The organism is Catenulispora pinistramenti (assembly GCF_018274385.1).
Taxonomy (GTDB): domain Bacteria; phylum Actinomycetota; class Actinomycetes; order Streptomycetales; family Catenulisporaceae; genus Catenulispora; species Catenulispora pinistramenti.
Genome location: NZ_JAAFYZ010000169.1, coordinates 1 through 24,642, shown reverse-complemented (window position 1 = coordinate 24,642; position 24,642 = coordinate 1). Strand labels below are relative to the sequence as shown.

Genomic DNA, 24,642 nt, shown 5'->3' with positions numbered 1-24,642 from the left:
GGGCAGGTTACCCACGTGTTACTCACCCGTTCGCCACTGATTCCCGCCCGAAAGCGGTTCACCGTTCGACTTGCATGTGTTAAGCACGCCGCCAGCGTTCGTCCTGAGCCAGGATCAAACTCTCCATCGATGAATATCACCAGCCGACCGGAATAAGGTCGGCATGAGGTGTCAGAAGAGTCACCTGGCGAGTAGACCGACATCCCGACGGGGGTCGGGAGCGTCTACCAACCATGTGTTAAATGACGCTCGGACCATCGCTCAGTGAAGAGCGCAGGACCGAGGTCGCATGGCATCGAATTTAATCGGCACACTGTTGAGTTCTCAAGTAACAGACGCCCGAACCACTCGTCTCAGAACCTTCGTTCTGATCGGCTGCGACCCGGCGTTGTCAGGTCTTGCTTTGTTTTTCTTTTGTCTTGCTTCGCTTTAGATCTTAGCAGATCCGCCGCGACTCTTGCAATTTCTTGCTTTTCACTTCCGGCTGGTTTCTCTCGCCTTCCGCATTCTCGATCTTAGCAGATCGTTTCCGCGTCTTGCGCTTCCACCTGGCCTTCGCCTCCGCCTCGGAACTCGCGTTCCGCTGCGGTGCTCCAGAACTGTATCGGTACTTGTTTCCCGCTCCAAATCGGCCGTTCGCCGGCCGTTTGGAAGAGATATCCAATGTCCCGACACCAAGAGACCACGACGCGGCCGACGCCAGCAGACCGGAAAAAGGCCGACAAGCGACGACTGGACGTTCGAATTGGGCTCTCGCTGAAGATCACCCCGGGTGATCGCCCGCTTGCGCGGCGCGTCCCGAAGGGGCAACGTCGTGAAAACTTAGTCTGCGTCCGGGCCGGTGTCAAGCTCCCTGATCCCGGGCAGGTCAGTGTTGATCTGACCGCTGTGTTGATCTGACGGCTGTGTGGATCCAGCGGCTGTGTGGATCCAGCGGCTGTGTGGATCCAGCGGCTGTGTGGATCTGAGAGCCGTCCTGATCTGAGAGCTGTCGGTCGGTTCAGTCCTCGTAGTGCGGCGGCCGGTCCGCCAGCAACTCCATCAGCCGGGCGGTGTCGCCGGCGGCGGAGGTCGAGGAAGGGTCTCGATCGCCGAGATCGTCCATGGTCTGCTCGGGAAGCACGTCCCCGAACAGCTCGTCCCAGTCCACGACGCGCTCGTCCGCGTCCCAGCCCGAGTTCTCGCTCATGCCGACCAGTGTAGGGCAGAGCGGGGGACTGCGGGCTGTCGTCCGGACACTTGACAGTCCGGATGGCCACCTGTCAGTCTCGGCTTACAGGTGATAGCGGAACGAGGAGGCGGCCCTGAACACCGAGGAACTGCTCGCGAAGCTGGGCGCCGTGGGCCACGCCCAGCGGCTGCGCATCGTCGCAGAGTTGTACCGCTCGGCCCAGGAGGGGAACCGGCTTCATGTCAGCGAACTGGCCCGGCGGCTGGGGCTGTCGCGCCCGCTGCTCTACATGCACTTGGAGCGGCTTGAGACGGCCGGTCTGGTCGAGGGCCGGCTGGAGCTGTCCGAGGACGGCAAGGCCATGAAGTACTTCGAGCTCAAGCCGTTCACGCTGAAGCTCGACGCCGAAACGATCGCCGAGACAGTGGCCCGGGACGCGGAGTCCGCGCCGGACGCGAACACGAAGGGTGGAAAGGGATGACTACGGGAGTCGTGCTCGCCAGCGGCGGCGGCGGTTCGAACGGTGGAATCATCGCGATTGTGATCGTCGGGATCATCTTCACGGCGATCGCCGTGAGCATCGTGTCGTTCTTCCAGTTGCAGAAGCACCGCGCCGACGCTGTCGCGTTCGCCGCGTACCGCAAGCTCGCGGAGGAGGCGGTGCAGAAGCAGGACCAGCTGCTCACCGAGCTCCAGACGCTGGGCATGAAGGTCGACGAGATCGAGCGGATGCTCAGGAGCGTCGAGTGAACACCGAGGAGATGGCCTCTCTATACGGGACTCCTATATGGACGCGGCTACGGATGCACCGCAATCCGGTCCGCATGTTGTTCTCAGGCGGGGTCTGGGCGTCGGCCTGGTACCTGTTCAGCTCGATCGTCATCGGGCTCGCGCTGTTCTGCATCGTCACGAGCATCACCATCACGTCCGCGGCACTGGTGATCATCTGGGCCGGTCTGCCACTGCTGATCGGCACCGGCTACTTCATCCGCGGCTGTGTCGTGTTGGAACGCGGCCGGGCCCGTGCGGTGGTTCCCGAGGGACTTCCCCCGCTGCCGCCGATGGAGACGGCGGAAGGTTTCTTCCCGACGCTCAAGGCAGTGTGGCGGGACCGGATCACCAAGCGTGGTCTGGCGCATTTCACACTGCTGGCCCTCCCCCTGTTCCTCCTGGACACGATCGTCTGGGTGATCTGGGTGGCGTTCCTGGCCGGCGTCACCGTCCCGGTCTGGTACCGCTACATCCCCAGAGGCTTCAACGGCCAGCACTGGCACGGCCTGGAATACGGCTACTTCCCGAACGGCCCCCACGGCAAGGACTCCATCGGGTTCTGGATCGGCAGCGACCTGTCCGCGACTGTTGCAGCAGTCGCCGCCCTGGTCCTGTTGCTCGCCTGGAACTACGTCCTGGTCGCCACCGCGCGCCTCCACGCGGACACCACGCGCAGTGTGATCGCCGCGCGTGACCCGCTGGCCTCCGCGCGCCGGGTCCTGGAGACCCCCGGACCGCTGAACACCGCGACGCATACCTGAGGACCACCGCTATAGCGGCTCTCACATACCGCGGGTAATAGCGCACCACTCGCAAGACAAAGCGGGCCGGGCAGATGTTGCAGCATCCGCCCGGCCAGGCAAGACCCACGCCACCAAGTCACGTCAGCTCTCACACATCGATGGCTCAGCCATGGAGGGGATCTCTCATGTCCACGCTAACAGCACGCCCGCCTGTGGTGGAACGGGTAGCGGGCTGGAGTGCCCGCCACCGGAAGACCACGGTCATCGGCTGGCTGGTCCTGATCATCGCCGCGGTGGTGATCGGCGGAATGGCCTCCGGCACGAAGAAGACGGCTTACGACCCCGGTGAAGCCGGCCGGGCGGAGCGTGCTCTCGACGTCTCCGGGATCTCCCAGGAGACGGAGAGCGTGCTCGTACAGAGCAAGTCGGGAACGTCCTTCGCGACCGACCCGGACTTCCGCAGCGGGGTCTCGGACGTCGCCGCCGCGCTCCGCGCGATTCCCGGCTCCGCGGCTCAGGTCCGGTCTCCTTTGGACAATGCCACAGAGACCAAGGCACTGGTCTCCAAGGACGGACGCTCGGCGCTGGTCACCTTCGTGGTCGCCGGGAACAAGGACGACGCCGACAAGACCGTCGCCAAGCCGCTGGCGACCGTCGCGCAGATCCAGGCGGCACATCCCGGGCTACGGGTGGAGGAGGCCGGCTCGGCCTCGGTCGACAAGACGGTCAACGACATCATCTCCACGGGCCTGCAGCGCGCGGAGTTCAGCTCGGTGCCGGTCACCCTGGTCCTGCTGCTCCTCGTGTTCGGCGCGCTGGTCGCCGCGTCGATCCCGCTGCTCTTGGCGCTGACCGCGGTGGTCGCGGGGATCTCGCTGATGTCCATCCCGGGCCACTGGGTGCCGATCAGCGACAGCACGTCCTCGGTGGTGCTGCTCATCGGGATGGCCGTCGGGGTCGACTACTCGCTGTTCTACATCCGCCGCGAACGCGAGGAGCGCGCCCTGGGCAAGTCGCCCCGCGAGGCACTACGGATCGCGGCGAGCACCTCGGGCCGGTCGATCGTGGTCTCCGGCCTGACGGTGATGGCCTGCCTCGGCGGTCTGTTCTTCACCCAGATGGACGCGTTCTCCGGCTGGTCCGTCGGCACCATCCTGGTGGTCGGTATGGCGATGCTGGGCTCGGTCACGGTGGTCCCGGCGATGTTGTCCTGGCTCGGCGACAAGCTCGACAAGGGGCGGGTGCCGTTCGTGGGCAAGCGCCGCACCGTGGCGAAGGAGTCCCGGTTCTGGAACTTCCTGGTCCGCAACGTGGTGAAGCGCCCGCTGCTGTGGGGTACCCCCGCGTTCCTCGCCCTGCTCGCCCTGGCAGTGACCGGCATGGGGCTGAAGGCCAAGGACTCCGGGGGTGTCGCCATCACCTACGGCAAGCCGATCAGCCAGACCCTGGAGCGCATGCAGACGGCGTTCCCGGGCGGACCCGCTCCGGCGCAGCTGATGGTGCACGGCGACCCGCGGGTGCTGAAGGGCTCTGAGTTCACCGGCGCGGTCGCGGCGATGGAGCGGATGCTCCCCAACGGCGCCCAGGTGACCACCGAGACGAGCGCCGACGGCAGCTATGAGGCGATCTCGGTCCCGCTGGCCGGCGACGGCGCGGACAGCGCCTCGGCGGCGGCGCTCAAGAACCTGCGCTCCCAGGTGCTGCCGGCCACCCTCGGCCACGTCTCCGGCATCGAGTACAACGTCGGCGGCCAGGCGGCCGGCCAGGCCGACTTCGGCGGCCAGCTGAGCAGCCGGACCCCGATCGTCATCGGCTTCGTCCTCCTGCTCGCCTTCGTGCTGATGGTGGCGGCGTTCCGTTCCCTGGCGATCCCGCTGACCGCTATCGCGGTGAACCTGCTGTCGGTCGGCGCCTCCTACGGCGTGGTGAAGTGGATCTTCCAGGACGGGCACCTGGAGAAGCAGCTCGGCTTCCAGTCCTACGGCGCGGTGATCTCCTGGCTCCCGCTCTTCATGTTCGTGATCCTGTTCGGGCTGTCCATGGACTACCACGTGTTCATCCTCAGCCGGGTCCGGGAGTTGCGACTGCGCGGCGCGTCGACGAAGCAGGCCGTGGTCCGGGGCGTCAGCTCCTCCTCGGGCGTGGTGAGCAGCGCGGCGCTGATCATGGTGGCGGTGTTCTCGCTGTTCGCCTTCATGCCCTTCGCGCCGATGAAGATGGTCGGCGTCGGCATGGCGGTCGCGGTGGCGATCGACGCCACGCTGGTGCGCGGCCTGCTGGTGCCGGCGATCATGAGCCTGCTGGGCGAGCGGAACTGGGAGCTGCCGCGTGCGCTCCGGTGGGTGCCGGGTCTGGCGATGGAGAAGTCGGCGGCACCGGCGCCGGCAGCCGCGCCGGCGTACGGCCGCCACAAGGTGCCGACCGCATAACGAAGTCCCCGGAACGAACGTAATAGAGAAGCAAGCACTAAAGAGAAACCGCGGCGCCGGAACCCACAGGGGTGGTTCCGGCGCCGCGGCGCGTCCGCGCGGACTACGCCGCCAACAGCCGGGCCACCTCGTCCAGCCGCTCGGGATCGAGGATCACCTGGATCGACACCACCTTGCCGGCCACGACGTCGAAGGACATCAGCGAGATCGGCTGGCCGTCCTTGACCACGAACGCGCCCGGCGTGCCGTTGATGAGGACCCGCTGGACGTACGGCGCCAGGGTCCGCGCCAGCTGCGCCTGCGAGGCAACGGTCTGGGCCCCGGACAGCATCACGGACTGGCCGGCCCGCAGCACGCCGCCGTCGGCGCGCAGCACCACATCCGGGTGCAGGACCGCGACCAGCGCCTCGAAATCGCCGTTCCTGGCGGCTGCGAAGAACGCGTCGACGGCCGTGCGCTGCACCGCGAGGTCCGGATCGGGGACCGGCGCCCGGCCCTCGACCCGCCGCCGGGCCCGGCTGGCGAGCTGACGGACCGCGGCCGGCAACTTCTCCAGGTCCTCCGCGATGTCCTCGAACGGCACCGCGAACATGTCGTGCAGGACGAAGGCGAAGCGCTCCGCGGGCGCGAGCGTCTCCAGGACGATCATCATCGCCAGCCCGACCGAGTCCGCGGTCAGGGCGGCGGTCTCCGGATTGGTGTCGTCCTCGGCGCACACCACGGGATCCGGGATGTGGATCTCCAGAGAGTCCTCACGGCGTTGCTGCCGCGACCGCAGCATGGTCAGGCACACCCGGCCGACGATCGTGGTCAGCCACGCCTGGAAATCACGCACCTCGTCGGTCTCGGCGCGGCTGACCCGCAGCCACGTCTCCTGTAGGGCGTCATCGGACTCGCTGAGGGACCCCAGCATCCGGTAGGCCACCGCCCGCAACCTGGGCCGATGCGCCTGGAACCGCTCGGCGAGAAGATCCTCGTCGGCCATCTGTCACACCCTTCGGTAGCAGTGTCCACCCCGATGAAGCCCGGTACACCGGCCGACAGGATTATGCGGTGTTGACGGTGGTGTTGGCAGGATGGGTACCGCTCTCAGAAGGGAGTCCCCTTGTCCGCCGCCCGACTCCGCGTCCTGCTGCCCCGACTGACACGCGATCCCGCGTTCTGGTACGTGGTCGCGCTGACGGTCGCCGCCGTGGTCGAGGACACGATCAGCCCGGATCAGCTGCGGCGGCTGATGGACTGGTGCTCGACGAACCTGGCGAACATCCGGCCGGGCGGGCACCCGGTGGCGGCGTTCGTGGCGTCGGCCTTCATACCGCAGGAGTCCGCGGGGGTGTGGCCCTTCTTCGCGCTGTCGCTGTTCAGCGTGGTCGCGGCGTTGGGCGCGCGCAGAACCGTGCTGGTGCTGGCCGGGGTGCACATCGGCGTGAGCATGCTCACCGAGGGCCTGGTCTGGTGGCGGATACACCACGGCACGCTGCCCTGGTCCGACGAGCACATGTGGGACACCGGGCCCTCGTATCTGGTGGTAGCGGCGCTCACGATCGCGATCGCCACCGCGCGGCCGCTATGGCTGCGACTGGTGTGGGTCCTGTGTCTGGCCGGGGCCGCGCCGAGCCTGCTGGAGGGGATCGGCCATGGCGACTACACGGCGATAGGGCATGTGCTGTCGTTCTCTGTGGGGCTCGTTGTAGTGCTGCGGATGCGACGTGCGAGCAGTCCGGTAGGGATAACCGGGGATCCGGTCACCGTGCCAGCCACTCCGCAATAGGGCTTACGTGCACACCCCACTATGGGAGGGGGTGGAATAGACGATCGGCGTCTACCAGCGGAGTCGTCCGGCGGCGAGGCTGAATATATGACCACGATGGTTCTGTCCGCCCCGGAATGCCACCGCCAAAGCGGCACCATTGATGTCGCCGACCTCTACGCCCGGTACCGGCTGCCGCTGACCCGCCTCGCCGTGCTGCTGCTCGGCGACGTCGCGAGCGCCGAGGACGCCGTGCAGGAGGTTTTCGTCAAACTCTGGTCCCGCCCCGACCTGTTGCAGAGCGTCGCCGCCCCCTCCTCCTACCTCCGCACCGCCGTGGTGAACCGCGCCCGGTCGGTGCAGCGGCGGCGCAAGCTCGAACGGGAATACGCCGTCATGGACACCGTGGACGTGGAGCCCGCCGAGATCACGGCGCTGCTGCCGCTGGAACACCGCGAAGTCATGGAGGCCGTGAAGGCGCTCCCGACCCGACAGCGGGAAGTCCTGCTGCTGCGCTTCTGGGCCGACCTCACGGAGGCAGAGATCGCGCGCACGCTGGGTATCACCCGCGGGACGGTGAAGTCCACCGCGAGCCGTGGGATGCGCGCGGTCACCGCACGGCTGAGGGCCGGCAACGCATAGCGTCACCGGCCCTATAGCGCTCACCCCAATAGCGTTCGCACACAATTAAGCGGCCGGTCGCAGAGCTCTGGAAGCGACCGGCCGCTTGTTCGCGAGGAGACCTTCGCGATGAAGACCCAAGGATCAGGCCTCGGCGTCCTCAGGCGACTCGCTGCGGGCCTTGACCAGGTGCGCCGAGGGGACGACCAGCACCGGGCGCTGCGCGTGCCGCAGGACCTTCGCCGAGACGCTGCCGACGAGCAGCGAGTGCAGCCCGGTCAGGCCCCGGGAGCCGGTCACGATCAAGTCGGAGTCGGACTCGTCGGCCACCCGCTCGATGGTCTGCCAGACCGACTGCGCGCCCTCGGACTCCCAGCGGGCGGTCGCCTTCAGACCGGCCTCGTTCGCGAGCTTCGCGCCGTCCTCGGCGACCTGCTGGGCGCCCTTCTCGACGGCGTCCTCTTCCTCTTCGGTCACGGTGGCCCCGACGAACGCCTCGGCGACGCCGAGCTGGGCCATCAGCGGCTCCCAGATCGTCAGCACGACGGCCTCCCGACCGGAGAACGTCTTGGCCGCGTAGTCCAGGGCGGTCTTGGCGTCCCCGGAGCCGTCGTACGCGATGAGAAGGGTGCCGGCCATGGTGGTTCTCCTTCGTTGAGACCTCGTCGTCACGTCAAGCGTTCATAACACTGACTCGCTTTAGATCATTCCACTGCCCGAGACCGGAATGACGCGCCGGGTGCCCCCGAGTGACCCATCCCACGCAGTCACTCACCGCATCCTCATCATTACTCAACGCGTTGATGTCGGTGGGATCGCCGGATCCCCCGACACAGGAGGACAGGATGAGGATTCGCTATAGAGGACGCTACAGAGGATCGGCAGCCGTGGCCCTCGCCGCACTCGCGAGCGCGGTGACCACAGGCGTCGCGTTCGCCCCGGCCGCCGCGGCGGATGCCGGAAGCGCGGGAGCCCCGGCCGGCCGGGTCTGCATGTTCGACGCCCCGAAGGGTGCACTGACCGCCGGGCACGTCGGCTGGGCGTTCCGCTGGTCCGACGGCAGCTGGGACTACGGGGCCACGATGGAGGACCACAACTGGCAGAAGCGCGGACCGGAACAGCAGATGCTGCACGACTTCGCGACGTCGACCGACTCCGGCGGCTACCGGAGCTACCGCTGCACGAACACGGCGGCCGACGACCAGGACGCCGCGGAGTCGGCGGTGACGGCCGGCTTCGCGCGGACCTACAACCTGTTCGAGGACAACTGTCTGACCCGGTCGATCCAGATCTTCAAGGCCTATGACGGCTCTGGCGGGCTCAACGGTCTCGGCGACGGGAAGCTCCTCTTCCCCAACGCCTACTTCAACTACGACCTGACAGGCTGGGACAACGCGGTTCCGCTATAGCGTTTCCGCCCCCGGTCCCGAACGGCCGGGGGCTCTATCAATAGATCGCTATTTACGAATCAGCCTTAGGGGCCAGCCTTAGCGATCGGCCTTAGCGATCAGCCTTAGGGATCAGTGGGCGTCGAACCCGTGGACCGTGGTGCCGTAACCGATGAAGACATAAAGGGGGTTGGCGACGACCGACCAGGCGTCGGCCTTACTAGCGGCATGATCCCGGAACTGCCAGAGGGTCCTGCCGGTCTTGGCATCCAGGGCGATCAGGGCGCCGGTGTCGTGATCGGCGATGTAGAGGTTCCCGCCCCCCAAGGCCAGTTGGCACTCAAGCGCCGGGTCGGGGTAATCGCTCTTCGGCCAGGCCGACTGCCAGAGGGGCGCTCCGTCGGAGACCTTATAGGCGCAGATCACATTGCTGTCCTCAAGCGATCCGCCAGTGGCCGCCGCGTAAACGGCATCGTCGTCGGCGATGACGGTGTGGAAATTACCGCCCGACCCGTTGGAGATACCGACCGGCCACACCGGTTTCCCGCTCTTGTCGAAGGCGTAGAGACGGTTGGTTCCCCAATAGATGATCCCGCCGTGGCTGGTGATCCCGGTGGCCAACGCCGCGTAGGTGGACTGGGAACCGTCCTTGGCGGTCCATGCCGGTTTGCCGGAGTTCGCGTAATAGGCCGTCAGCTTGTTGTCCTGCGGCTGCGACAGAAGGATGAGGCCGGTGTCGGCGCTGTAATAGGGCGAGCCGTCGATGGCGCCGACCGGCGTCTGCCAGCTCACCAGGTGCATCGAGGGGTCGACTCCCCACAGGCCGTTGCTGTCGGTCTGTTTGACGTCGATGAAGGACCATCCGAGGACCACCTCCGCGGAGGCACCGATCAGGCCGCGGGTGGTCCAGGAGGCGGGTACGGGGGAGGTCCAGGACTGGACGCCCTTCTTCACCTCGACCGCGGCCACGCCGCCGCTGAGGGCGGTCTCGTACGCGGTGTCCGCGACGACCGGGAGGGTACCGTCGCTGCTCTCGCCGTAGGAGCCGTCAGGGGCCGTCCAGAGTTGGTTGCCGGTGCCCGGGTCGAAGGCCGTCAGGGTGGTGCCTTGGACCAGAAGCGTGTTCCCGGATAGGGCGAGGAAGTCGGCGTAGAGACTGGTGTGGGACCACAGCGGCTTCTTCAGCGGGCCGCCGAGGTTGCCGCTGGACTCCGTGGTGGGGATGCCGGGCTGGTCGCCGCTGCCGCCGCTGCCGTCGCTCTCGGCGCCGGTCGTCTTGGTGTCGCCGGGCGGCCTGTCGGCAACGCCCCACCCGAACCCGGCCACCACGACCCCGGCCACGCCGAGGTAGAGGAATTTGCGGCGGGTCGGTATGGGCTGTGGCTGCGGCTGTGACCGCTTCGCGGCCTTGCCGAGTCCCTTGGAGGTGGCCGAGGCCTTCGCGCTCTGCGTGTTCTTCGCGCTCTTCGCGCTCTTCGCGCTCTTGGTGTTCTTGGTGTTCTTCCCGCCCTTGCCGGGCTCGGAACGCATGACGGTCGTCGGGACGTCGGCGATCTCAGCGTTCTGGGCGCCGGCGGAGGAGGCGCGGAGCAGCCTGTCCGGCTCCGGCGACTTGGTGTGCCCTTTAGTGCGCACTTTGGTGCGCTGCTTGGTGCTGTCCTTTGCTACTACGGCGTCTGCTACTGCGGCGTCCTCTATAGCGTTCCCGCCGAGGAGCTGTAGCAGGGAACCCGTAGTAGGACGCGCGCCGGGCAGGATGTCCAAACAGCGGGCGACGACATCGCGCAGCCCTTCGGGCACGGCCGCTATGTCCCGGTCACCGGACGCCTGCCGGAGCAGCACCCCCGGCGTGGGACCGTCCCCGAAGGGTCCGTGTCCGGTCACTGCGAAGGTCAGCACAGCACCCAACGCATAGATGTCCGCCGCAGCGGTGGCCTCGCCCCCGGACGCCTGCTCGGGCGCCATGAATCCGGCGCTGCCGAGCACGTAGCCGGTCTCGGTGAGTCCCGCGCCGTCCTCCACCCGGATGATGCCGAAGTCGATCAGCCGCGGCCCGTCCTCGGCCAGCAACACGTTGCCCGGCTTCAGGTCCCGGTGCACGAGCCCAGCCCGGTGGATGTCCCGCAGCGCCTCAGCCAGCCCCGCACCCAGGGCCCGGGTCTCCTGCACACTCAGCGGCCCCTGCTCGGCAACCCGATCAAGCAACGACGGCCCGTCGATATAGGCGGTGGCCAGCCACGGCCGCTCGGCATCAGGATCAGCATCCAGCACGGCCGCCGTATACGCGCCGCTCACAGACCGCGCGGCGGCGACCTCCCGCGCGAACCGCACCCGGAACCGCGGATCATCGGCCAGCAGATCCCGCACCACCTTCACAGCCGCCAACCGCCCACTCGGCGACCGCCCGAGGAACACATCCCCCATACCCCCACCCCCGATCCTGCCGATCAGTTCGTAGTCGCCGATACTGGCCGGGTCGGTGGAACGCAGCGGACGCGTCATGCGATCAGCATACTTATTGGCTGAGTACCGGCGCGGGCGGCGAGCCGCCGCTGCGGATCCGGGTGCCGGATCCGGGCGCCTCGATCCGGATGCGGGATCCGGCCGGCGACGAATCTCGATGCACAGCAAAACGCCAGGCCCGGAAGACTGGGGCGCCGGGAGATCGGGGTCCCTGTCTCAGCCGAGCGCCCGGCGGTGCGGCCGTGCACGGACTAGACCGAGCGGCGTCTGTACCTGGCCCGCCCGTTGTGTGCAGCCTCAGCCGCCGCAGACGCTGCCCATCGCGGTGGCGTCGGCCTGGATCGCGTTGATGTCTGGCTGCGAGCCAGAGCCCGCCGCGTTCCCCATAGCGATGTAATCGTCGCCGACCTTCTTGATCGCCGCCGCCGCGGCCGGGTTGGTGGACTTGGTCGAGTCGGTGTCGAGCTTGGTCCCGATGGCCTTGAGGGCGTTGATTGCGTCCGACGGGTTGCCGACGGCGCTGGACAGGCCCTGAGAACCGCTGTCGACGTCCGACATCGCGGCCTGACAGCCCGGATCGGTGCCGCCGAGCCCGCCGCCGGTGGTGCTGCCGGTTGTCGAGTTGTCGGATGACGAGCTGCTGCCGGTCGACGGCCCGCCGGTTGTGGAGATGCCGTTGGTGGAGCTGGCCACGCCGGTTGGAGAGGTACCGCCGGTGGAGCCGGCCGCCGAGGCGTGTGAACTGTACGTGTATGCGCCGCCTATGATGCCGGCCAATACGACGGCGGCAACGGAACCAGCGACCAGCAGGCCCTTGTTGTTGTTCCGCCTGCCGGCGCCAGGCCCACGGAAAGTATCGCCGGGGACGAACACCCCCGAATTCAGAGCCGTGCCCACACTGGCGATCGGTGCCGCACCAGCCGTGATCAGGTCCTGGTGAAACGGTGCCGGACCGGGGTTGACCGACGCCCCGTTAAGCAGGCCTATGGCCTGCTCCGCCGTCGGCCGACTACGCGGATCCTTCTCAGTCAACGCATAGACCAGCGGTATCAGACGTCCACCACGCCGCATCTGAGGCAACGGACTGGTCAGAACCCCGGTGACGGTCCCCGTCTCAGAATCGCCGCCGAAGGGCTTGTACCCTTCCAGCGCTTCGAACAAGGTCACACCAAGGCTGAACAGGTCAGAGGCAGGGTCACCTGACTGTCCCAACTGACGTTCGGGCGCCATGTACGGCGCGGAGCCTATGATGAAGCCGGTATGTGTCAGGCTGACGTCGCGCTTGTTCTTGGAGATCCCGAAATCTGTCAGCAGCGCCCTGCCGTCACTCTCGTTGATCATGATGTTGTGGGGCTTGATATCGCGATGGACGATGCCGGCATTGTGCACGTGGCGAATTGCCGACAGCATCTGCCCGGCCATCGAGGCCACAACCTCCACCGGAGGCGGTCCGGCTTTCAACAGCTCACCCAGCGACCGGCCACGCACGAACTGCATGACCGTCCAGGGCGATCCACCCTCGACGACAACGTCGTAGATGGTGACGATGTTGGGATGATCGGAAAGAGCCGCCGCATTGCGGCCCTCTTGCACAGCCCGTTCTAGGAACTCCGCATGATCGACGGCCGCGATCGAGTCCAGCGACAGCTCCTTGATCGCGACCGCCCGACCCAGCTGGCTGTCCCGACCCTCCCAAACCCTGCCCATGCCACCAGACGCGATCTCCCGGACGAGGAGATACCGCCCGCTTCCGATCTGCTGTACAGGCTGGCTTCCGCCGAGCTCTTTGTGTACACCCACGTCTACAGGGTACTGATTGCATCGATCAACAGGTAGGGCAGGTGCGGGGCATGCTTGAGCCGCTGCGCGGGAACCGGCCAGGTCGGATGAGAACTTCGCGGGTGGATCGTTCGCGCCACCGGCGCACCAGTCGGCACAGTGCGAATTCGGCCAAATGCCCAGGGAGCGCCGTCAGCGGCTCCCCACCCTGGAGGTGCTCGTGAGCAATATGGTGAGCACAAGATCCAAAGGGGAGCCCGGCGACGAGCTCCCCTGCTTGTCAGCGTGTGTGCCCCCGGTTGGATTCGAACCAACGGCCCCCCGCTTAGGAGGCGGGTGCTCTATCCCCTGAGCTACGAGGGCGGGATGTGCTGAAAACCGTGATGAAAACTCGCCGGGCATGAGCCCTGTCGAATTTGATCTTGGTTGTCAGCGGAACTGCGGCGCCGAACCGCGAGTCAGGTGGCGATCGATCCTGGCCCGGGTACAGGCTGCGACCAGCTTACAGGTTGGCGTCGGCGTTCTTGAACTTCGTTTGCCAGGTGAGTCCGGCCCGCTGCTCCACCAGCACGGCTACCGAACGCCAGCTTGACGGTTCGGAGGGCTACACCTTCTGGGCGGCTTCTCGGTCCAGCCGTTTGAGGTGGACACGGCGCGAGATGGCGTTCTGGCTCTGCGCGAAGCCCAGCACCACCGGAGTCTGGCGCTCTGCGCCGAAGGCGATGATCCTCTTATGACGCCAGGTGGCGTCCAGGGCCGCGTTGAGGGATTCCGAGTCGGGTCGGCATTCGCATAGACGGTCGAAGGTCGCGGTGCCGGGCGGGATCTGCCTCAGGTGTTCGGCGGTATTGAAGTCACGGTTGGTGTCCGCTCAGCTACACGTCCGTCGACCGACCACAGGTCGTGGTGGCACGTGTTTTCCGCGTAGGGCGCCGCCCCAGACCGCGCCGAGCAGCCGGGGCCGTCTGCTGAAGGTCCACCATAAGAAGCTACTAACGTCGATGAAGCCTCGAAGAACACAAGCGTGCTGGTTGACCAGGAAAGCTACGTGACACCCCCCTCCTACGAGGCCATGCACGCAAGATCTGTGACCGCCCCCTAGCCCACAGGTACGCGAGGCCGTTGGCGTCTACGACGAGTAAGCAGCGCAAGCCCGTAAACCACTCCCTGGTCCTTCGACGCAGAGCTGTAGCGCCTGAGCCCGACAACTGTGTGTAGCGGCGGGCCATGAAAGGGGTTACCGGGGCGTAGACCATCTGGGTAGACTCCCGTGGGCAATCGCAGGCATAGCAGAGTTCTGTCAGGCTCGTGCGATTGAGAGCCAGGCACGGGGGGTTCACTGATGGCGCGTCCGTCTGGTTGGGACATACTCGGGTTGGACGGGGACCCGACGCCTGGCGTGGTGGAGTCGGTCCAAGCTTTGGCCAAGGAGTTCGGCGACTTCGCCCACGATGTGGAGTCGGCGTATCGGAGCCTGAACAGCTTCGGATCCGACACTGCAGCCCTGTCGTGGGTGGGCCAGACTGCTAATGCCTTCAAGTCGAACTATGGGCCGTTGCCGGGGCGGCTTCAGAAGCTGTACATCTCCTACAGCGAGGTCTCTGACGCCCTATCCGCCTACGCCCCCAAGTTGCAGGCATCGCAGAGCAAGGCCGACTCGGCGTTGCGTCAGGCTCAGGACACCCAGGTTGATCTGCAGCGCACCACCACCAATGCCGACACTGCCGCGGACGACCTGAAGACCGCGCAGCAGAACCATGCCACCAACCCCAATCCGCAGGCCGTCACCGACGCGCAGACTGCACACGACGCCGCGCAGAAAAGCCTCGACAACGCCAAAGCAAAGATGGCTTCGTTGACCGCGCAGGCGCATCAGGCGCATGACGACCGCATCGCTGCGGCCAAGGAATGCGCGAAGGCGATCCACCACGCCCAGTCCGACGGCGTCCACAACAAGCACTGGTGGCAACACCTCGGTGCGGATCTGGCCAAGTGGGGCGGAAAGATCGGCGAGATCGCCGGCGACATAGCCCCGGTCCTGGACGTGCTGGCCATCGCGACCTCCTGGATACCAGGCGTGGATGTCGTTACTGCAGGCCTGGCTGAAGCCGACAACCTGATCGCGCTTGCCGGCACCGGAGTGCAGGTCGCCGGCGACGCCATGCAAGGCCACTTCGGCGACGCTCTGATGGGCGCCGGAATGCTAGGCGCCACCTTTCTCGGCGGCAGAGCTCTGGACGCGGTGGGTGGCAAGATCCTGGGCAAGCTCGGCGGCGAAGCCGAAGGCGAGGAGCGCAACGCAGTCGGCAGCGTTGAGCGAGACGCTAAGGGTGAGGCCGGAGCGACCGGTGCCGAAACCCGCAGCGCCGACGGAGTGAGCAAGTGCAGCACCGGTGGTGACCCTGTCGACCTGGTCTCCGGTCAGATGGTCACCGCTGAGGTCGATCTCGAGCTGCCTGGCGTTCTTCCGGTGGTGCTCCGGCGGGCGTACGCCTCCGGGTACGACACGGGTCGTCTGTTCGGTCCCGGCTGGTCTTCCACGCTCGACCAACGGTTGTCGATCAACGATGCCGGGATCCACTTCGCGGGGGACGACGGCCAGATCCTGCACTACCCCCTACCGGACGACGATCAACAAGTCCTGCCCCTACGCGGAGCGCGTTGGCCCTTGATATGGGATCGCCGGTCGGACGAGATAAGGATTACGGATCCGTGGGCCGGTTTCACCTGGCACTTCCCGGTTACCCACTACCGCGAGGAGAACGGTCGGATACGGGATCTCACGGCGATCACCGACCGCCACGAGAACCGCATCAGCATCCTGCGGGACGCGCACGGGACCCCGACCGGGCTGGAACATGCCGCCTATCGCCTGACCATCGACACCGTCTTCACTGGAGCCGGCCCGCGGGTATCCGGGATCGGCCTGCTCGGCGCCGACGATTCAACCGGCGTCTTGGTCAAGCAGTACCAGTATGACGAGCAGGGCCGTCTGACCGGCGTAGTCAATTCCTCCGGACTGCCTTACGGCTACGAATGGGATCATGCCGACCGCATCACCGCATGGGTTGATCGTCTGGGCTACCGCTATTCCTACGAGTACGGTGCCGACGGCCGAGTCGTCCGTGGTGAAGGAGACGGAGGCTACCTGTCTGCGTCCTTCGACTACCAGGACGACGAGCGCAGCACCATCCTCACCGACTCACTGGGCCATCAGACGACCTATCGCTACGACGAGTACGGCCACATTGCCGCGGTCGTCGACCCTGCCGGCAACGTGACCGTCACCAGCCACGACCGGGAAGGGAATCTGCTGTCCCGCGTCGATCCGCTCGGGGCGAGGACGTCCTACGAGCGTGATGCCAACGGAGATGTCATCCGCATGATCGCTGCCGACGGCACAGTGACGCAGATCGAACGCAACGCGTTCCATCAGATCACTGTCGTGCGTCAGCCAGACGGCGGGGTGTGGCGCCGCAGCTATGACGAGCGGGGCTCTCTCTCCGCCGTAACCGATCCGGCCGGTGCCGTCCACACGTTCGTCTACGCGGAAAATGGTGCGCCGACCGGCGGCACCGATCCACTGGGGTCGGCTGTCCAGTTCGAGACGAACGCCGCCGGGTTGCCGATTGCAACCACGGATCCGCTCGGTTCGGTGACCAGAGTTGAGCGGGACGATTTCGGCCGCACGGTGGCGGTGACCGATCCGCTCGGTGCCCGCACCGAGGTCGGCTGGACGCTGGAAGGCAACAGGGCTTGGTACGTAGGGCCCGACGGTGGGCGCACAACTTGGTCCTATGACGCCGAGGGACGGCAGTTGTCCGTCGCCGGCCCGACCGGTGCGACAACGGCGTTCGAGCCTGGGCCCTTCGGGCGTCCGATCGCCCGGACTGACCCGAACGGGCTGCGCCACGACTTTCTCTATGACACGGAACTACGCCTCGTCGAAGTGACCAACCCCGGTCGGGAAACATGGCGGTACCACTACGATCCCGCCGGACGGTTGGAGTCGGAGACGGACTTCATCGGCCGTACCCTCGCCTACGAACACGACGTCGCCGGCCGTCTTGTCGGACGCACGACAGGGCTGGGTGAGCGGATCTCTCTGGACCGCGATGTGGTCGGTCGTGTTGTGGGCCGAAGCGCCCCCGAAGGCACCTTCACCTATCGCTACGATGCTGCCGGACGGCTCGTCGATGGTGCGGGCCCGGGTACGTCTGTGACCTATCGGTACGACCTGCTGGGTCGTGTCACAGCCGAGAGCGTCAATGGTCTCACCAGCACGTTCGGCTACGACGCGGCGGGGCGCCGTACACGGCGCACCACCCCCGGTGGCTCCGTCTCCGACTGGAGGTTCGACGCAGCCGGACAGGCCGCAGCCTTGGATACCGGCACCGGACGCCTGGCCTTCACCCACGACATCGCCGGACGTGAAACAGAACGCACCTGGGGCGCGAACGTATGGCTGGGCCAGGAATTCGACGCCGCGAGCCGGCCGACCAGACAAGGGCTGTGGACTGGTGACCGAGCCTCAGCCTTCGGGTTCGACAGCACCGACGGGCACTCCGAGGTGGGCGCCGCCGCGGCAAACCGGTTGCTGCTCGGCCGGGATTACACCTGGCGCGTAGATGGTGTCCCAGAACAAGTCACCGACACGCTGCGTGGAACCCGCCGCTATACCGTCGACCAGGTTCGCCGCGTCACCGCAGTCCAAGCTGCCGACTGGAGCGAAACCTACGCCTACGACCCAGTCGGCAATCTCGCCGATGCCCAGAGATCCGACGGCCACGACGACGTGTCCGGCGACTGGCACACCACCGGCACCCTCGTCCGGCGGGCCGGACGTACCAACTTCGAATACGACGATGCCGGACGCCGGACCCGACAGACCCGCCGCACGCTGGACGGCCGCCGCAAGACATGGACCTACACCTGGAACGCCGACGACCAACTGACCGAGGCTGTGCTCCCGGACGGGACCGTCTGGACATACTCCTATGACCCGCTGGGCCGTCGCACCGGCAAGACCCGCAGCGACGCCACCGACGGTACGACCCTGGAACGCGTCGTCTTCACCTGGGACGGCGCCCGCTTGGCCGAACAACACCACACCCGCGAAGACGGCACGGTCATCGCGCTGACCTGGGACTACGACCCCGGTACGTTCCGTCCCGCCGCCCAGCGCAGCCGTACCTGGGCCTCCGCAGCGGACCAGGACACCATCGACGAGGCCTTCCACGCCATCATCACCGACCTGGTCGGCACGCCCACTGAACTGGTCACCCCCGACGGCCGCATCGCGTGGCACACCACCACCAGCCTGTGGGGCCGCACCGTCGCCACCACCGCCGCCCCCGACGTCGACTGCCCGCTTCGCTTCCCCGGGCAGTACCACGATGCCGAGACTGGCCTGCACTACAACCTGCACCGCTACTACGACCCCGACACCGCCGGCTACCTCACGCCCGACCCCCTCGGCCTTGCCGCATCCCCCAACGACCACGCTTACGTCCCCAACCCTCTCACCTGGATCGACCCATTAGGCCTGATCGGTCGCAAGCGGGGCGAATCCGATATCTTCACAGTCTATGGCCGCGTGCTGCCGGACGGATCGCAAGTGGTCTACTCGCCCGAGGCCGGGCACGACATCCTTCCCGATGACGAGTTCCTCGGGTGGTTCGACAAGCAGGCCAACGCCTGGAACCCGGCCGAAATACCTCCCGACGGCCCCTTGATCTGGGAGAAGTCGCGCCTCGGGCGTTCGTTGGACGCGATCGCATCGCTCATGAGTACCGGCTGGCACCACATGGTCCTCGGTGATGAGGGCCCTCACTCATCACCCCCCAAGGAAGACACTTGGAGCATCGAGGATCCGCGCAAGAAGCCGCCACCGGGGTCGCCGTCGGGTGGCTGCCCGCGCCCGTGACCAACAAGGACGAGGCTACGATCGCACCATGTCTCAAGGCTCCGAGATGCTGTATCAGTCCGCGCTCGCGCGAGTGCCCTGGGCACGTCGCATGTCCGATGCAGACCTGCTGACGGTCACGGAGGAGCTCCACCACCGGCTTCTGACCGATGAGGACCGGGGGGCTGTCTTGGCGGACGTCTTCGCCGTAGGACTGGAGTCGGTCGGCCGCGGTCTCGGAGAACCGATCAGCGAGACCGTGCCGGCGCTGGCGGCGATTCTGTGGCACGGAGGAGTCGTGCGTAGAGGCGTCGAGGTTGAAGACCGCGATGCCAATGGAGCCATGGCTGTCGCCCTCTACGCGCACGCCGTGTCTGGCGGAGCCGAAGGTGGCGTTCATCTAATTCTCGGCAGTGAGACAGAGGCAGGATGGGCAGCGAACTATCTGGCCGTGGTGCTCCGACCGCTGGGCGTCGAAGTCGGCCACCTTTCCGAACTCGCGACGGCGCAGGATCGACGGCGTGGGTTCGGGGCTGCGGTCGTCTGCGGCTCGTACGGGGCCTTCTGCCTCGACTTCCTCAAGACAGAGCAGGTGGGCGGACCTAGCGACCACTCCCCCCGCGCTCGGCGGTTCGCGATCGTCTCCGATGCGAACGAAATCCTGATCGGAAAGTCTGATGCGGAAGTAGCGCTGCTGCACCGCGACGAGGAAGTCGACGAACGGCGCTTTCAGGCCATGGCGGAGTTCGCGGCGGCCCTGTCACGCTCTGAGCACTTCTACGTGTCACCGATTGCGGGCCTGGATCGTAGCGACGTGATTTTGACAGCGGTGGGAAAGCAACGGCTGGCGGAGCACTGGAGCATAGGCGACGAGTCCGACCCGAAGGCTGTGGTGCTGGAAAGTGATCTGATCGAGGCGCTTCGGGCCAAGTACTGCTACACCGAGGGTGCCGACTACAGCGTCGTAGACGGGAAGGTTGTTCTGCAGGAAGGCGTCGGGATCCAGGCAGACCACGCATTCACCGGCGGCCGGCGCCAGGCCATCGAGGCCGCGAAGACACTGGCGATCACGCCGCTTGAAGTGCCCCTCGCCACCATCGATGTCCCGGCGTATCTCCGTCTGTACAACTCCTTGTCCGGGCTGGCAGCCGGGCAGCCGGCCCCGGCATCGGTATTCGACGAGCTCTACGGGTTGGCCGTGATCGGCGACGAGCCACGGTCGGACCTTTCGGAACGGGAGAAGACTTATCTGCGCGTGGACCGGTGGCGACGGGCGGTCTCCGGGTTTCGGCAAGAGATCGACGCGCTGCGCGCGGCCACTTTGGCGACTCCGCAGTTCCTGCCGATGATGCGCTCCATGGTGGAGGCGGCGGTACGGACCGAGGCGGCCGCCGCCGAGAACAACATCAGGGTTCTGATCCCTGCGATGAGTCGCCTGTATCCGATCCACCTGGGGGTCGCCGACTTCGAGACTGGTGTCGACGCGATCGTTCCCGACGCCATGGGGGCATTCGACCGGCGGGCCCAGGCCGTCGGCGAGGACATGCTGGACACGGCCGCAAGGATCATCGCCCGCCGCTTCATCGACGAGCTGTGGTCGGCGTACCTGACCCTCCAGAACGCGATCTTCAACGCCTGCTGGGCCGCCGACGACTGCAACGAATACCGGAACCGCACCGCCGAGCAGTTCCGTCGGACCATGGAGCAGATCCGGCGGGAGACGACAAGGCACCTGTTCCGAGTCGACGTGGCATCCGTTCTCGCCAGCGAATAGATCAGCCCGGAGCCCGGCCGCAGGCCCGAGACTCCAACTGTCGGCGACTGGCGCCTCACCGCCGATCGGCACCTGGCCCAGGGGCCCGAGGGTACCGGACCCTAATCACGGGGACATCTAGCGGTTCAGCGTGGACGGCAGCGCCGTATCCGTGTGCCAGGGCGTAGGCCTGTGCGACCGCTCCTGCCGAATGCCTCGTCTGTGCAGGTCGCCCCGGTGTGGGACTGGCAAACACCATGTCGACGCCCCGTCACCCGCAAGGGTGAAGCCAGCTGAGCCCGGCGTCCGAAGCTCGCGCGAAGTCAACCAATACGACAAATACACTGCGTCGCAACCAGAGCGCTCCTCGTGCGCAATAGAGCCTGCAGTGAACGTGACAGACCACGAAGCCAAGAAGTCCCGCAGAGTGATCGACGGGGAACGGGACCGCAATCTCTTCCTCGCCGACCTGGTCGGTCGTATGGGGCCTGCGGAGCTCGGGAATCGGGCCTGGGCAACATCAACCTCATCGACTACCGGAACGCCCTCGATCTGGGACCGAGCGTCGAGGATCTGATCGACGGCTCTGGACAAGATCTCAACGAATTTCTGGCGCTAGACGAACGCGTCGGCAGCGTCAGGAGCATGAGGAACCATCGCGACTATGGAATGAATCCAAGTTTGACATCTAACCGCACGTCCTTGACCTGCGGCGCCCCCACAACTTCATGATCACGTTTCTAGCTCTCGCACGCTAGACCCGGTGACATGCGGAGACGGAATTTTCATCACGTCCCGCGAGGGCGTGTCGCGCAGACAGCTTACCCGGTGTGGCGGTGCCGGGGACGCGTGTTATCCGTGTGGTGCCGGGCGCGGTGGTCGTGGGAGGCTGGCGGGGACAGCTCTTTCGTCACATCGCACATCATCAGGAGGCCGGTATGGATGCCACCGCGGCGGGATCGCAGTCGGAGCCCGGCGAGCCGGGGGGTGGGCCGGAGGGTGCTTCGGACGCCGACGAGCAGAAGCGGCGTTTTTTGGAGGCTTTGGAGGCCAAGCGGGGTAATGCGGCGCGGGCGGCCGGGTCCGGGGGCTCGGACTCGAAGATTCACTCTGCGCATGGGCGGGCCGGTGCCAAGCGGCAGTTCCGGCGTAAGAGTGGCGGGTGACCCGCCGGCGCTGTAGGACGCGCGGTGTTTGGCCCGCGTATAGAGCGCCGGTAGAGGTACCGCTGGAGGTACCGCGCAAGCTGCTGAGGGACATGACCGAGGGACTGCGGTCGTGTCCCTCAGCCTTGTTGGGGTGGTAGGCCCGCTTCTTGTTCCGCGGCGGCGCTGCGGCGGAAGGTCAAGACCAGCTCTTTGCTGCCGGTCAGGCGGCCCAGGACGTGCGCCAGTTCGCCGCCGAGGCTGACGCCGGCGCCGATGGCCAGGCCGAGGGAGATCGCGGTCTCCAGGGAGGCAACGCCGCGGTGGCTGTCGCCGCTGGTGATCTGGAGCATGGCGAAGTAGACCGCGGAGCCTGGGAGCAGGGGCCCTACCGCGGGGATCACATAGGGCAGCGCGGATGTGCGTTTGCGGAGGGCCACCATTGAGCCGACCAGGCCGACGGCCATCGCGGCCAGTCCGGTGGCGATCACCGGGGACAGGCCCCACTGGGCCGGGTAGGTGGCCGCGGCCCAGGTGAACGCCGCGCCGACGGCGGCGAAGGGCAGTATGCGGCGTGGTGTGTGGACCGCCACCGCGAACGACACTCCCAGTCCGGCCGCCACCAAGGCGATCTGCGGTTCGATGCGGACCGGGGCCAGGCGCTCGTCCACGATGAAGCTCGCGCCGACCTGGCGGCCCACCTTGAGGACCAGCGTGATCCCGCTGACCAGGGCGGCGACCAGGAACACCACTTCCAGCAGGCGGGCGGAGGCGGTGATGTAGAAGCCTGTCAGGCCGTCTTGAATGGCCGCGACCAGGGCGCGGCCGGGCAGCACCGTGAACACGCCGCCGACCACCACCGCTGTGCTGTTGATGTGCACGCCGAGCCGGTCCAGGGCGATCGCCGCGATCGCGCCGGGGACCGCGGCCACCGCCAACAGGTAGAAGGACGGCACGCCGGTCTTCGCCAGCTGCCGGTACAGCCAGTCCCCGAGGATGGCGCAGACGAACGCCACCAGGCTGGCCAGGTAGCCGCCGCCGACCAGCAGGGCCGCGGTGGCGGCGATGGCGCCGAGGCTGGCGACGATCACCCACGGCGGGTACGGGTACTTGTTCCGGCGGATCGCGGCCAGCCGGCCGTACGCCTCCTCCAGCGTCACCCCGCCCGCGCTGATGTCCACGGCCAGCCGGTGCAGGTCGGCCAGGCTCGTGTAGTCCACGGTCCGCCGCCGCACCACCCGCTCCAGCGAGAGCGGGGCGTCGGTGAGGCTCGGCTGGTAGGAGAGGGTGACCACGGTGAAGGTGACGTTGGTCTCGCACCGCGACAGCCCGTACGCCTCGGTGATCCCGACCATCGCGACCTCGACGTCCTCGCTGCCCTCCCCGCTGGCCAGCAGCAGTTCGCCGATCCGCAGGCCCAGATCGATGACGCGGGCCGCCGAGGACGGTTCGACGGTCCGTACCTCCAGCCCGGGGACGCCGGGTGCGCCGGCTCGGATCCGGGTGCGGTGCTCGTGGGATTGCACGGACGAAAAGATATCGAACCGACCGGTATCCGGTTGATCACGCATTGTGAGGCCCTGATTCGCCCCGGCACGTTGACCAGTGCGGTTTTGGAACAGCCGGGACCACAGTGAATGATTGTCTGATGATTCGCCCGCGTGTGTCCCGGTTCCCCGCCCGCAAGCAGGCCCTCGCCGCCGTCGCCGTCCTCGGCGCGGTCGGGGTGGCGGCCACCGCGTGTGCCAGTGGGAGTTCCGGCACGCGGTCGGCGTCCGCGTCCGCGACGACCTCCGACCCGAGACCGTCCCCGTCGCGGACGAGTACCGGCCCTGACAGTCCGAGCGGTCCGGACGGCCAGAACAGCCAGGGTTCCCCGAACGGCTCGGCCGGATCAACCGGATCCTCGGGGAACACCGGCACCGGCACCACCCCGCCGAGTTCTTCCAACGGCTCCCCCGACTCCCCCGGCAGCCCGAACTCACCCGCCGCCCCTGGCGCGCCGTCCTCGAACGTCACCACCCCGACCGCGCCCGGCTACCAGCCGCCGGCCGTGCCGCGTACGAACTCCGACGTCGACTGCTCCGTCGCCAAGTGCATAGCCCTCACCTTCGACGACGGCCCCGGTCCGGACACCGGCCGGCTGCTGGATCTGCTGAAGGCACAGAACGTCCCGGCCACCTTCTTCGTGCTCGGCAACCAGGCGGTCAAGTACCCGGACCTGGTCCACCGCGAGTACGCCGAGGGCAACGAGGTGGGCAACCACACCTGGGACCACAAGGACCTGTCCAAGCTGCCCGCCGCCGCGGTCCAGGACGAGATCAACCGCGCCGCCGACGCCATAGCCGCGGCCGGCATACCGCGCCCGACCCTGGTCCGGCCGCCCTACGGCGCGGTCAACGACACCGTGCGGGCGGTCGGCGGCTTCCCGTTCATCATGTGGCGCGTCGACCCCGAGGACTGGAAGTACCCGGACCCGGCGCGGGTCGCGGACCAGATCGTCAGCCACGCCAAGCCGGGCCGGATCGTCATCTCCCACGACATCCACAAGACCACGGTCGACGCGGTCCCCGCGGTGATCCAGCGGCTCAAGCAGCAGGGCTACACGTTCGTCACGGTCAGCACCCTGATGAAGGGCGTCGAGCTGCGGAACGGGCAGTCGTACTTCAACCGGCCGCCGGCGGAGACGACAGGCAACGGGCAGGGGCAGGGGCAGGGGCAGGG

At 67.0% G+C, this 24,642-nt stretch carries 17 protein-coding genes, 1 tRNA gene and 1 rRNA gene; 11 read left to right on the top strand and 8 right to left on the bottom strand.

What is annotated here, in order from left to right; all coding sequences use genetic code 11:
• Both KGQ19_RS34960 and KGQ19_RS34955 read right to left on the bottom strand, forming a co-directional pair.
• Positions 1–130, bottom strand: a 16S ribosomal RNA gene (locus KGQ19_RS34960); the annotation flags it as partial.
• 870 nt (positions 131–1,000) lie between these two features.
• Complete coding sequence (locus KGQ19_RS34955; RefSeq protein ID WP_212017318.1) at positions 1,001–1,189, bottom strand: hypothetical protein; 189 nt, start codon at positions 1,187–1,189, stop codon at positions 1,001–1,003.
• A gap of 115 nt (positions 1,190–1,304) precedes the next feature.
• Here KGQ19_RS34955 and KGQ19_RS34950 point away from each other — a divergent pair, with 115 nt between their 5' ends.
• The 4 genes from KGQ19_RS34950 to KGQ19_RS34935 all read left to right on the top strand — a co-directional run bounded on the left by KGQ19_RS34950 (position 1,305) and on the right by KGQ19_RS34935 (position 5,114).
• Positions 1,305–1,652 carry an ArsR/SmtB family transcription factor gene (locus tag KGQ19_RS34950; RefSeq protein ID WP_368862206.1) on the top strand — a complete coding sequence of 116 codons (348 nt, stop codon included), beginning with the start codon at positions 1,305–1,307 and terminating at the stop codon, positions 1,650–1,652.
• Positions 1,649–1,921, top strand: a complete 273-nt coding sequence (locus KGQ19_RS34945) for a hypothetical protein (RefSeq protein WP_212017314.1) — start codon at positions 1,649–1,651, stop codon at positions 1,919–1,921. Before KGQ19_RS34950 ends, KGQ19_RS34945 begins: the two co-directional genes overlap by 4 nt.
• Positions 1,918–2,703 (top strand): sensor domain-containing protein, encoded by a 786-nt coding sequence (locus tag KGQ19_RS34940; RefSeq protein WP_212017312.1) that lies wholly within the window; start codon positions 1,918–1,920, stop codon positions 2,701–2,703. Before KGQ19_RS34945 ends, KGQ19_RS34940 begins: the two co-directional genes overlap by 4 nt.
• Before the next feature lie 167 nt (positions 2,704–2,870).
• A complete protein-coding gene (locus KGQ19_RS34935; protein WP_212017311.1) occupies positions 2,871–5,114 on the top strand; it encodes an MMPL family transporter in 2,244 nt (747 codons plus the stop codon).
• A gap of 103 nt (positions 5,115–5,217) precedes the next feature.
• On the opposite strand, the gene KGQ19_RS34930 is transcribed toward KGQ19_RS34935, so the two are convergent.
• Positions 5,218–6,099, bottom strand: coding sequence for a sigma-70 family RNA polymerase sigma factor (locus tag KGQ19_RS34930; protein WP_212017309.1), 882 nt, complete (start codon positions 6,097–6,099; stop codon positions 5,218–5,220).
• 120 nt (positions 6,100–6,219) lie between these two features.
• Between KGQ19_RS34930 and KGQ19_RS34925 the strand changes: the two genes are divergently transcribed.
• Both KGQ19_RS34925 and KGQ19_RS34920 read left to right on the top strand, forming a co-directional pair.
• Positions 6,220–6,885: a rhomboid-like protein gene (locus tag KGQ19_RS34925; protein WP_212017308.1), complete on the top strand. Its 666-nt coding sequence runs from the start codon at positions 6,220–6,222 to the stop codon at positions 6,883–6,885.
• A gap of 87 nt (positions 6,886–6,972) precedes the next feature.
• Positions 6,973–7,506: an RNA polymerase sigma factor gene (locus KGQ19_RS34920; RefSeq protein ID WP_212017306.1), complete on the top strand. Its 534-nt coding sequence runs from the start codon at positions 6,973–6,975 to the stop codon at positions 7,504–7,506.
• A 123-nt stretch (positions 7,507–7,629) separates the two neighbouring features.
• Here the strand turns inward: KGQ19_RS34920 and KGQ19_RS34915 are convergent, their stop codons facing one another.
• Positions 7,630–8,124 carry a universal stress protein gene (locus KGQ19_RS34915; RefSeq protein WP_212017304.1) on the bottom strand — a complete coding sequence of 165 codons (495 nt, stop codon included), beginning with the start codon at positions 8,122–8,124 and terminating at the stop codon, positions 7,630–7,632.
• A 248-nt stretch (positions 8,125–8,372) separates the two neighbouring features.
• On the opposite strand from KGQ19_RS34915, the gene KGQ19_RS34910 reads away from it, so the two are divergent.
• Positions 8,373–8,894, top strand: a complete 522-nt coding sequence (locus tag KGQ19_RS34910; RefSeq protein WP_212017302.1) for a hypothetical protein — start codon at positions 8,373–8,375, stop codon at positions 8,892–8,894.
• Between the two features lie 111 nt (positions 8,895–9,005).
• Here KGQ19_RS34910 and KGQ19_RS34905 read toward each other — a convergent pair whose 3' ends face one another.
• From KGQ19_RS34905 to KGQ19_RS34895, 3 genes are all read right to left on the bottom strand, one after another.
• Complete coding sequence (locus KGQ19_RS34905; RefSeq protein WP_212017300.1) at positions 9,006–11,375, bottom strand: serine/threonine-protein kinase; 2,370 nt, start codon at positions 11,373–11,375, stop codon at positions 9,006–9,008.
• Positions 11,376–11,633: 258 nt separating this feature from the next.
• Positions 11,634–13,136 (bottom strand): serine/threonine-protein kinase, encoded by a 1,503-nt coding sequence (locus KGQ19_RS34900; RefSeq protein ID WP_212017298.1) that lies wholly within the window; start codon positions 13,134–13,136, stop codon positions 11,634–11,636.
• Positions 13,137–13,405: 269 nt separating this feature from the next.
• Positions 13,406–13,478 (bottom strand) — tRNA-Arg (locus KGQ19_RS34895).
• 979 nt (positions 13,479–14,457) lie between these two features.
• On the opposite strand from KGQ19_RS34895, the gene KGQ19_RS34890 reads away from it, so the two are divergent.
• The 3 genes from KGQ19_RS34890 to KGQ19_RS53070 all read left to right on the top strand — a co-directional run bounded on the left by KGQ19_RS34890 (position 14,458) and on the right by KGQ19_RS53070 (position 21,939).
• The gene (locus KGQ19_RS34890) at positions 14,458–19,041 is read left to right on the top strand and encodes an RHS repeat-associated core domain-containing protein (RefSeq protein ID WP_212017296.1); all 4,584 of its coding nucleotides are present in this window, start codon (positions 14,458–14,460) and stop codon (positions 19,039–19,041) included.
• Between the two features lie 28 nt (positions 19,042–19,069).
• Complete coding sequence (locus tag KGQ19_RS34885; protein ID WP_212017293.1) at positions 19,070–20,794, top strand: preprotein translocase subunit SecA; 1,725 nt, start codon at positions 19,070–19,072, stop codon at positions 20,792–20,794.
• Between the two features lie 917 nt (positions 20,795–21,711).
• Complete coding sequence (locus tag KGQ19_RS53070) at positions 21,712–21,939, top strand: DUF5302 domain-containing protein (RefSeq protein ID WP_194893703.1); 228 nt, start codon at positions 21,712–21,714, stop codon at positions 21,937–21,939.
• 119 nt (positions 21,940–22,058) lie between these two features.
• Here the strand turns inward: KGQ19_RS53070 and KGQ19_RS34875 are convergent, their stop codons facing one another.
• Positions 22,059–23,444, bottom strand: coding sequence for a threonine/serine exporter family protein (locus KGQ19_RS34875; protein ID WP_212017291.1), 1,386 nt, complete (start codon positions 23,442–23,444; stop codon positions 22,059–22,061).
• Between the two features lie 122 nt (positions 23,445–23,566).
• On the opposite strand from KGQ19_RS34875, the gene KGQ19_RS34870 reads away from it, so the two are divergent.
• Positions 23,567–24,642: polysaccharide deacetylase family protein (locus tag KGQ19_RS34870; RefSeq protein WP_212017289.1), on the top strand; the 1,076-nt coding region annotated here is incomplete at its 3' end.

Bases quoted from the DNA above. Each gene is read 5' to 3' on its own strand.
- KGQ19_RS34955 (WP_212017318.1), bottom strand. From the start codon at position 1,189: ATGAGCGAGAACTCGGGCTGGGACGCGGACGAGCGCGTCGTGGACTGG.
- KGQ19_RS34945 (WP_212017314.1), top strand. From the start codon at position 1,649: ATGACTACGGGAGTCGTGCTCGCCAGCGGCGGCGGCGGTTCGAACGGT.
- KGQ19_RS34935 (WP_212017311.1), top strand. From the start codon at position 2,871: ATGTCCACGCTAACAGCACGCCCGCCTGTGGTGGAACGGGTAGCGGGC.
- KGQ19_RS34930 (WP_212017309.1), bottom strand. From the start codon at position 6,099: ATGGCCGACGAGGATCTTCTCGCCGAGCGGTTCCAGGCGCATCGGCCC.
- KGQ19_RS34920 (WP_212017306.1), top strand. From the start codon at position 6,973: ATGACCACGATGGTTCTGTCCGCCCCGGAATGCCACCGCCAAAGCGGC.
- KGQ19_RS34915 (WP_212017304.1), bottom strand. From the start codon at position 8,124: ATGGCCGGCACCCTTCTCATCGCGTACGACGGCTCCGGGGACGCCAAG.
- KGQ19_RS34905 (WP_212017300.1), bottom strand. From the start codon at position 11,375: ATGACGCGTCCGCTGCGTTCCACCGACCCGGCCAGTATCGGCGACTAC.
- KGQ19_RS34890 (WP_212017296.1), top strand. From the start codon at position 14,458: ATGGCGCGTCCGTCTGGTTGGGACATACTCGGGTTGGACGGGGACCCG.
- KGQ19_RS34885 (WP_212017293.1), top strand. From the start codon at position 19,070: ATGTCTCAAGGCTCCGAGATGCTGTATCAGTCCGCGCTCGCGCGAGTG.
- KGQ19_RS53070 (WP_194893703.1), top strand. From the start codon at position 21,712: ATGGATGCCACCGCGGCGGGATCGCAGTCGGAGCCCGGCGAGCCGGGG.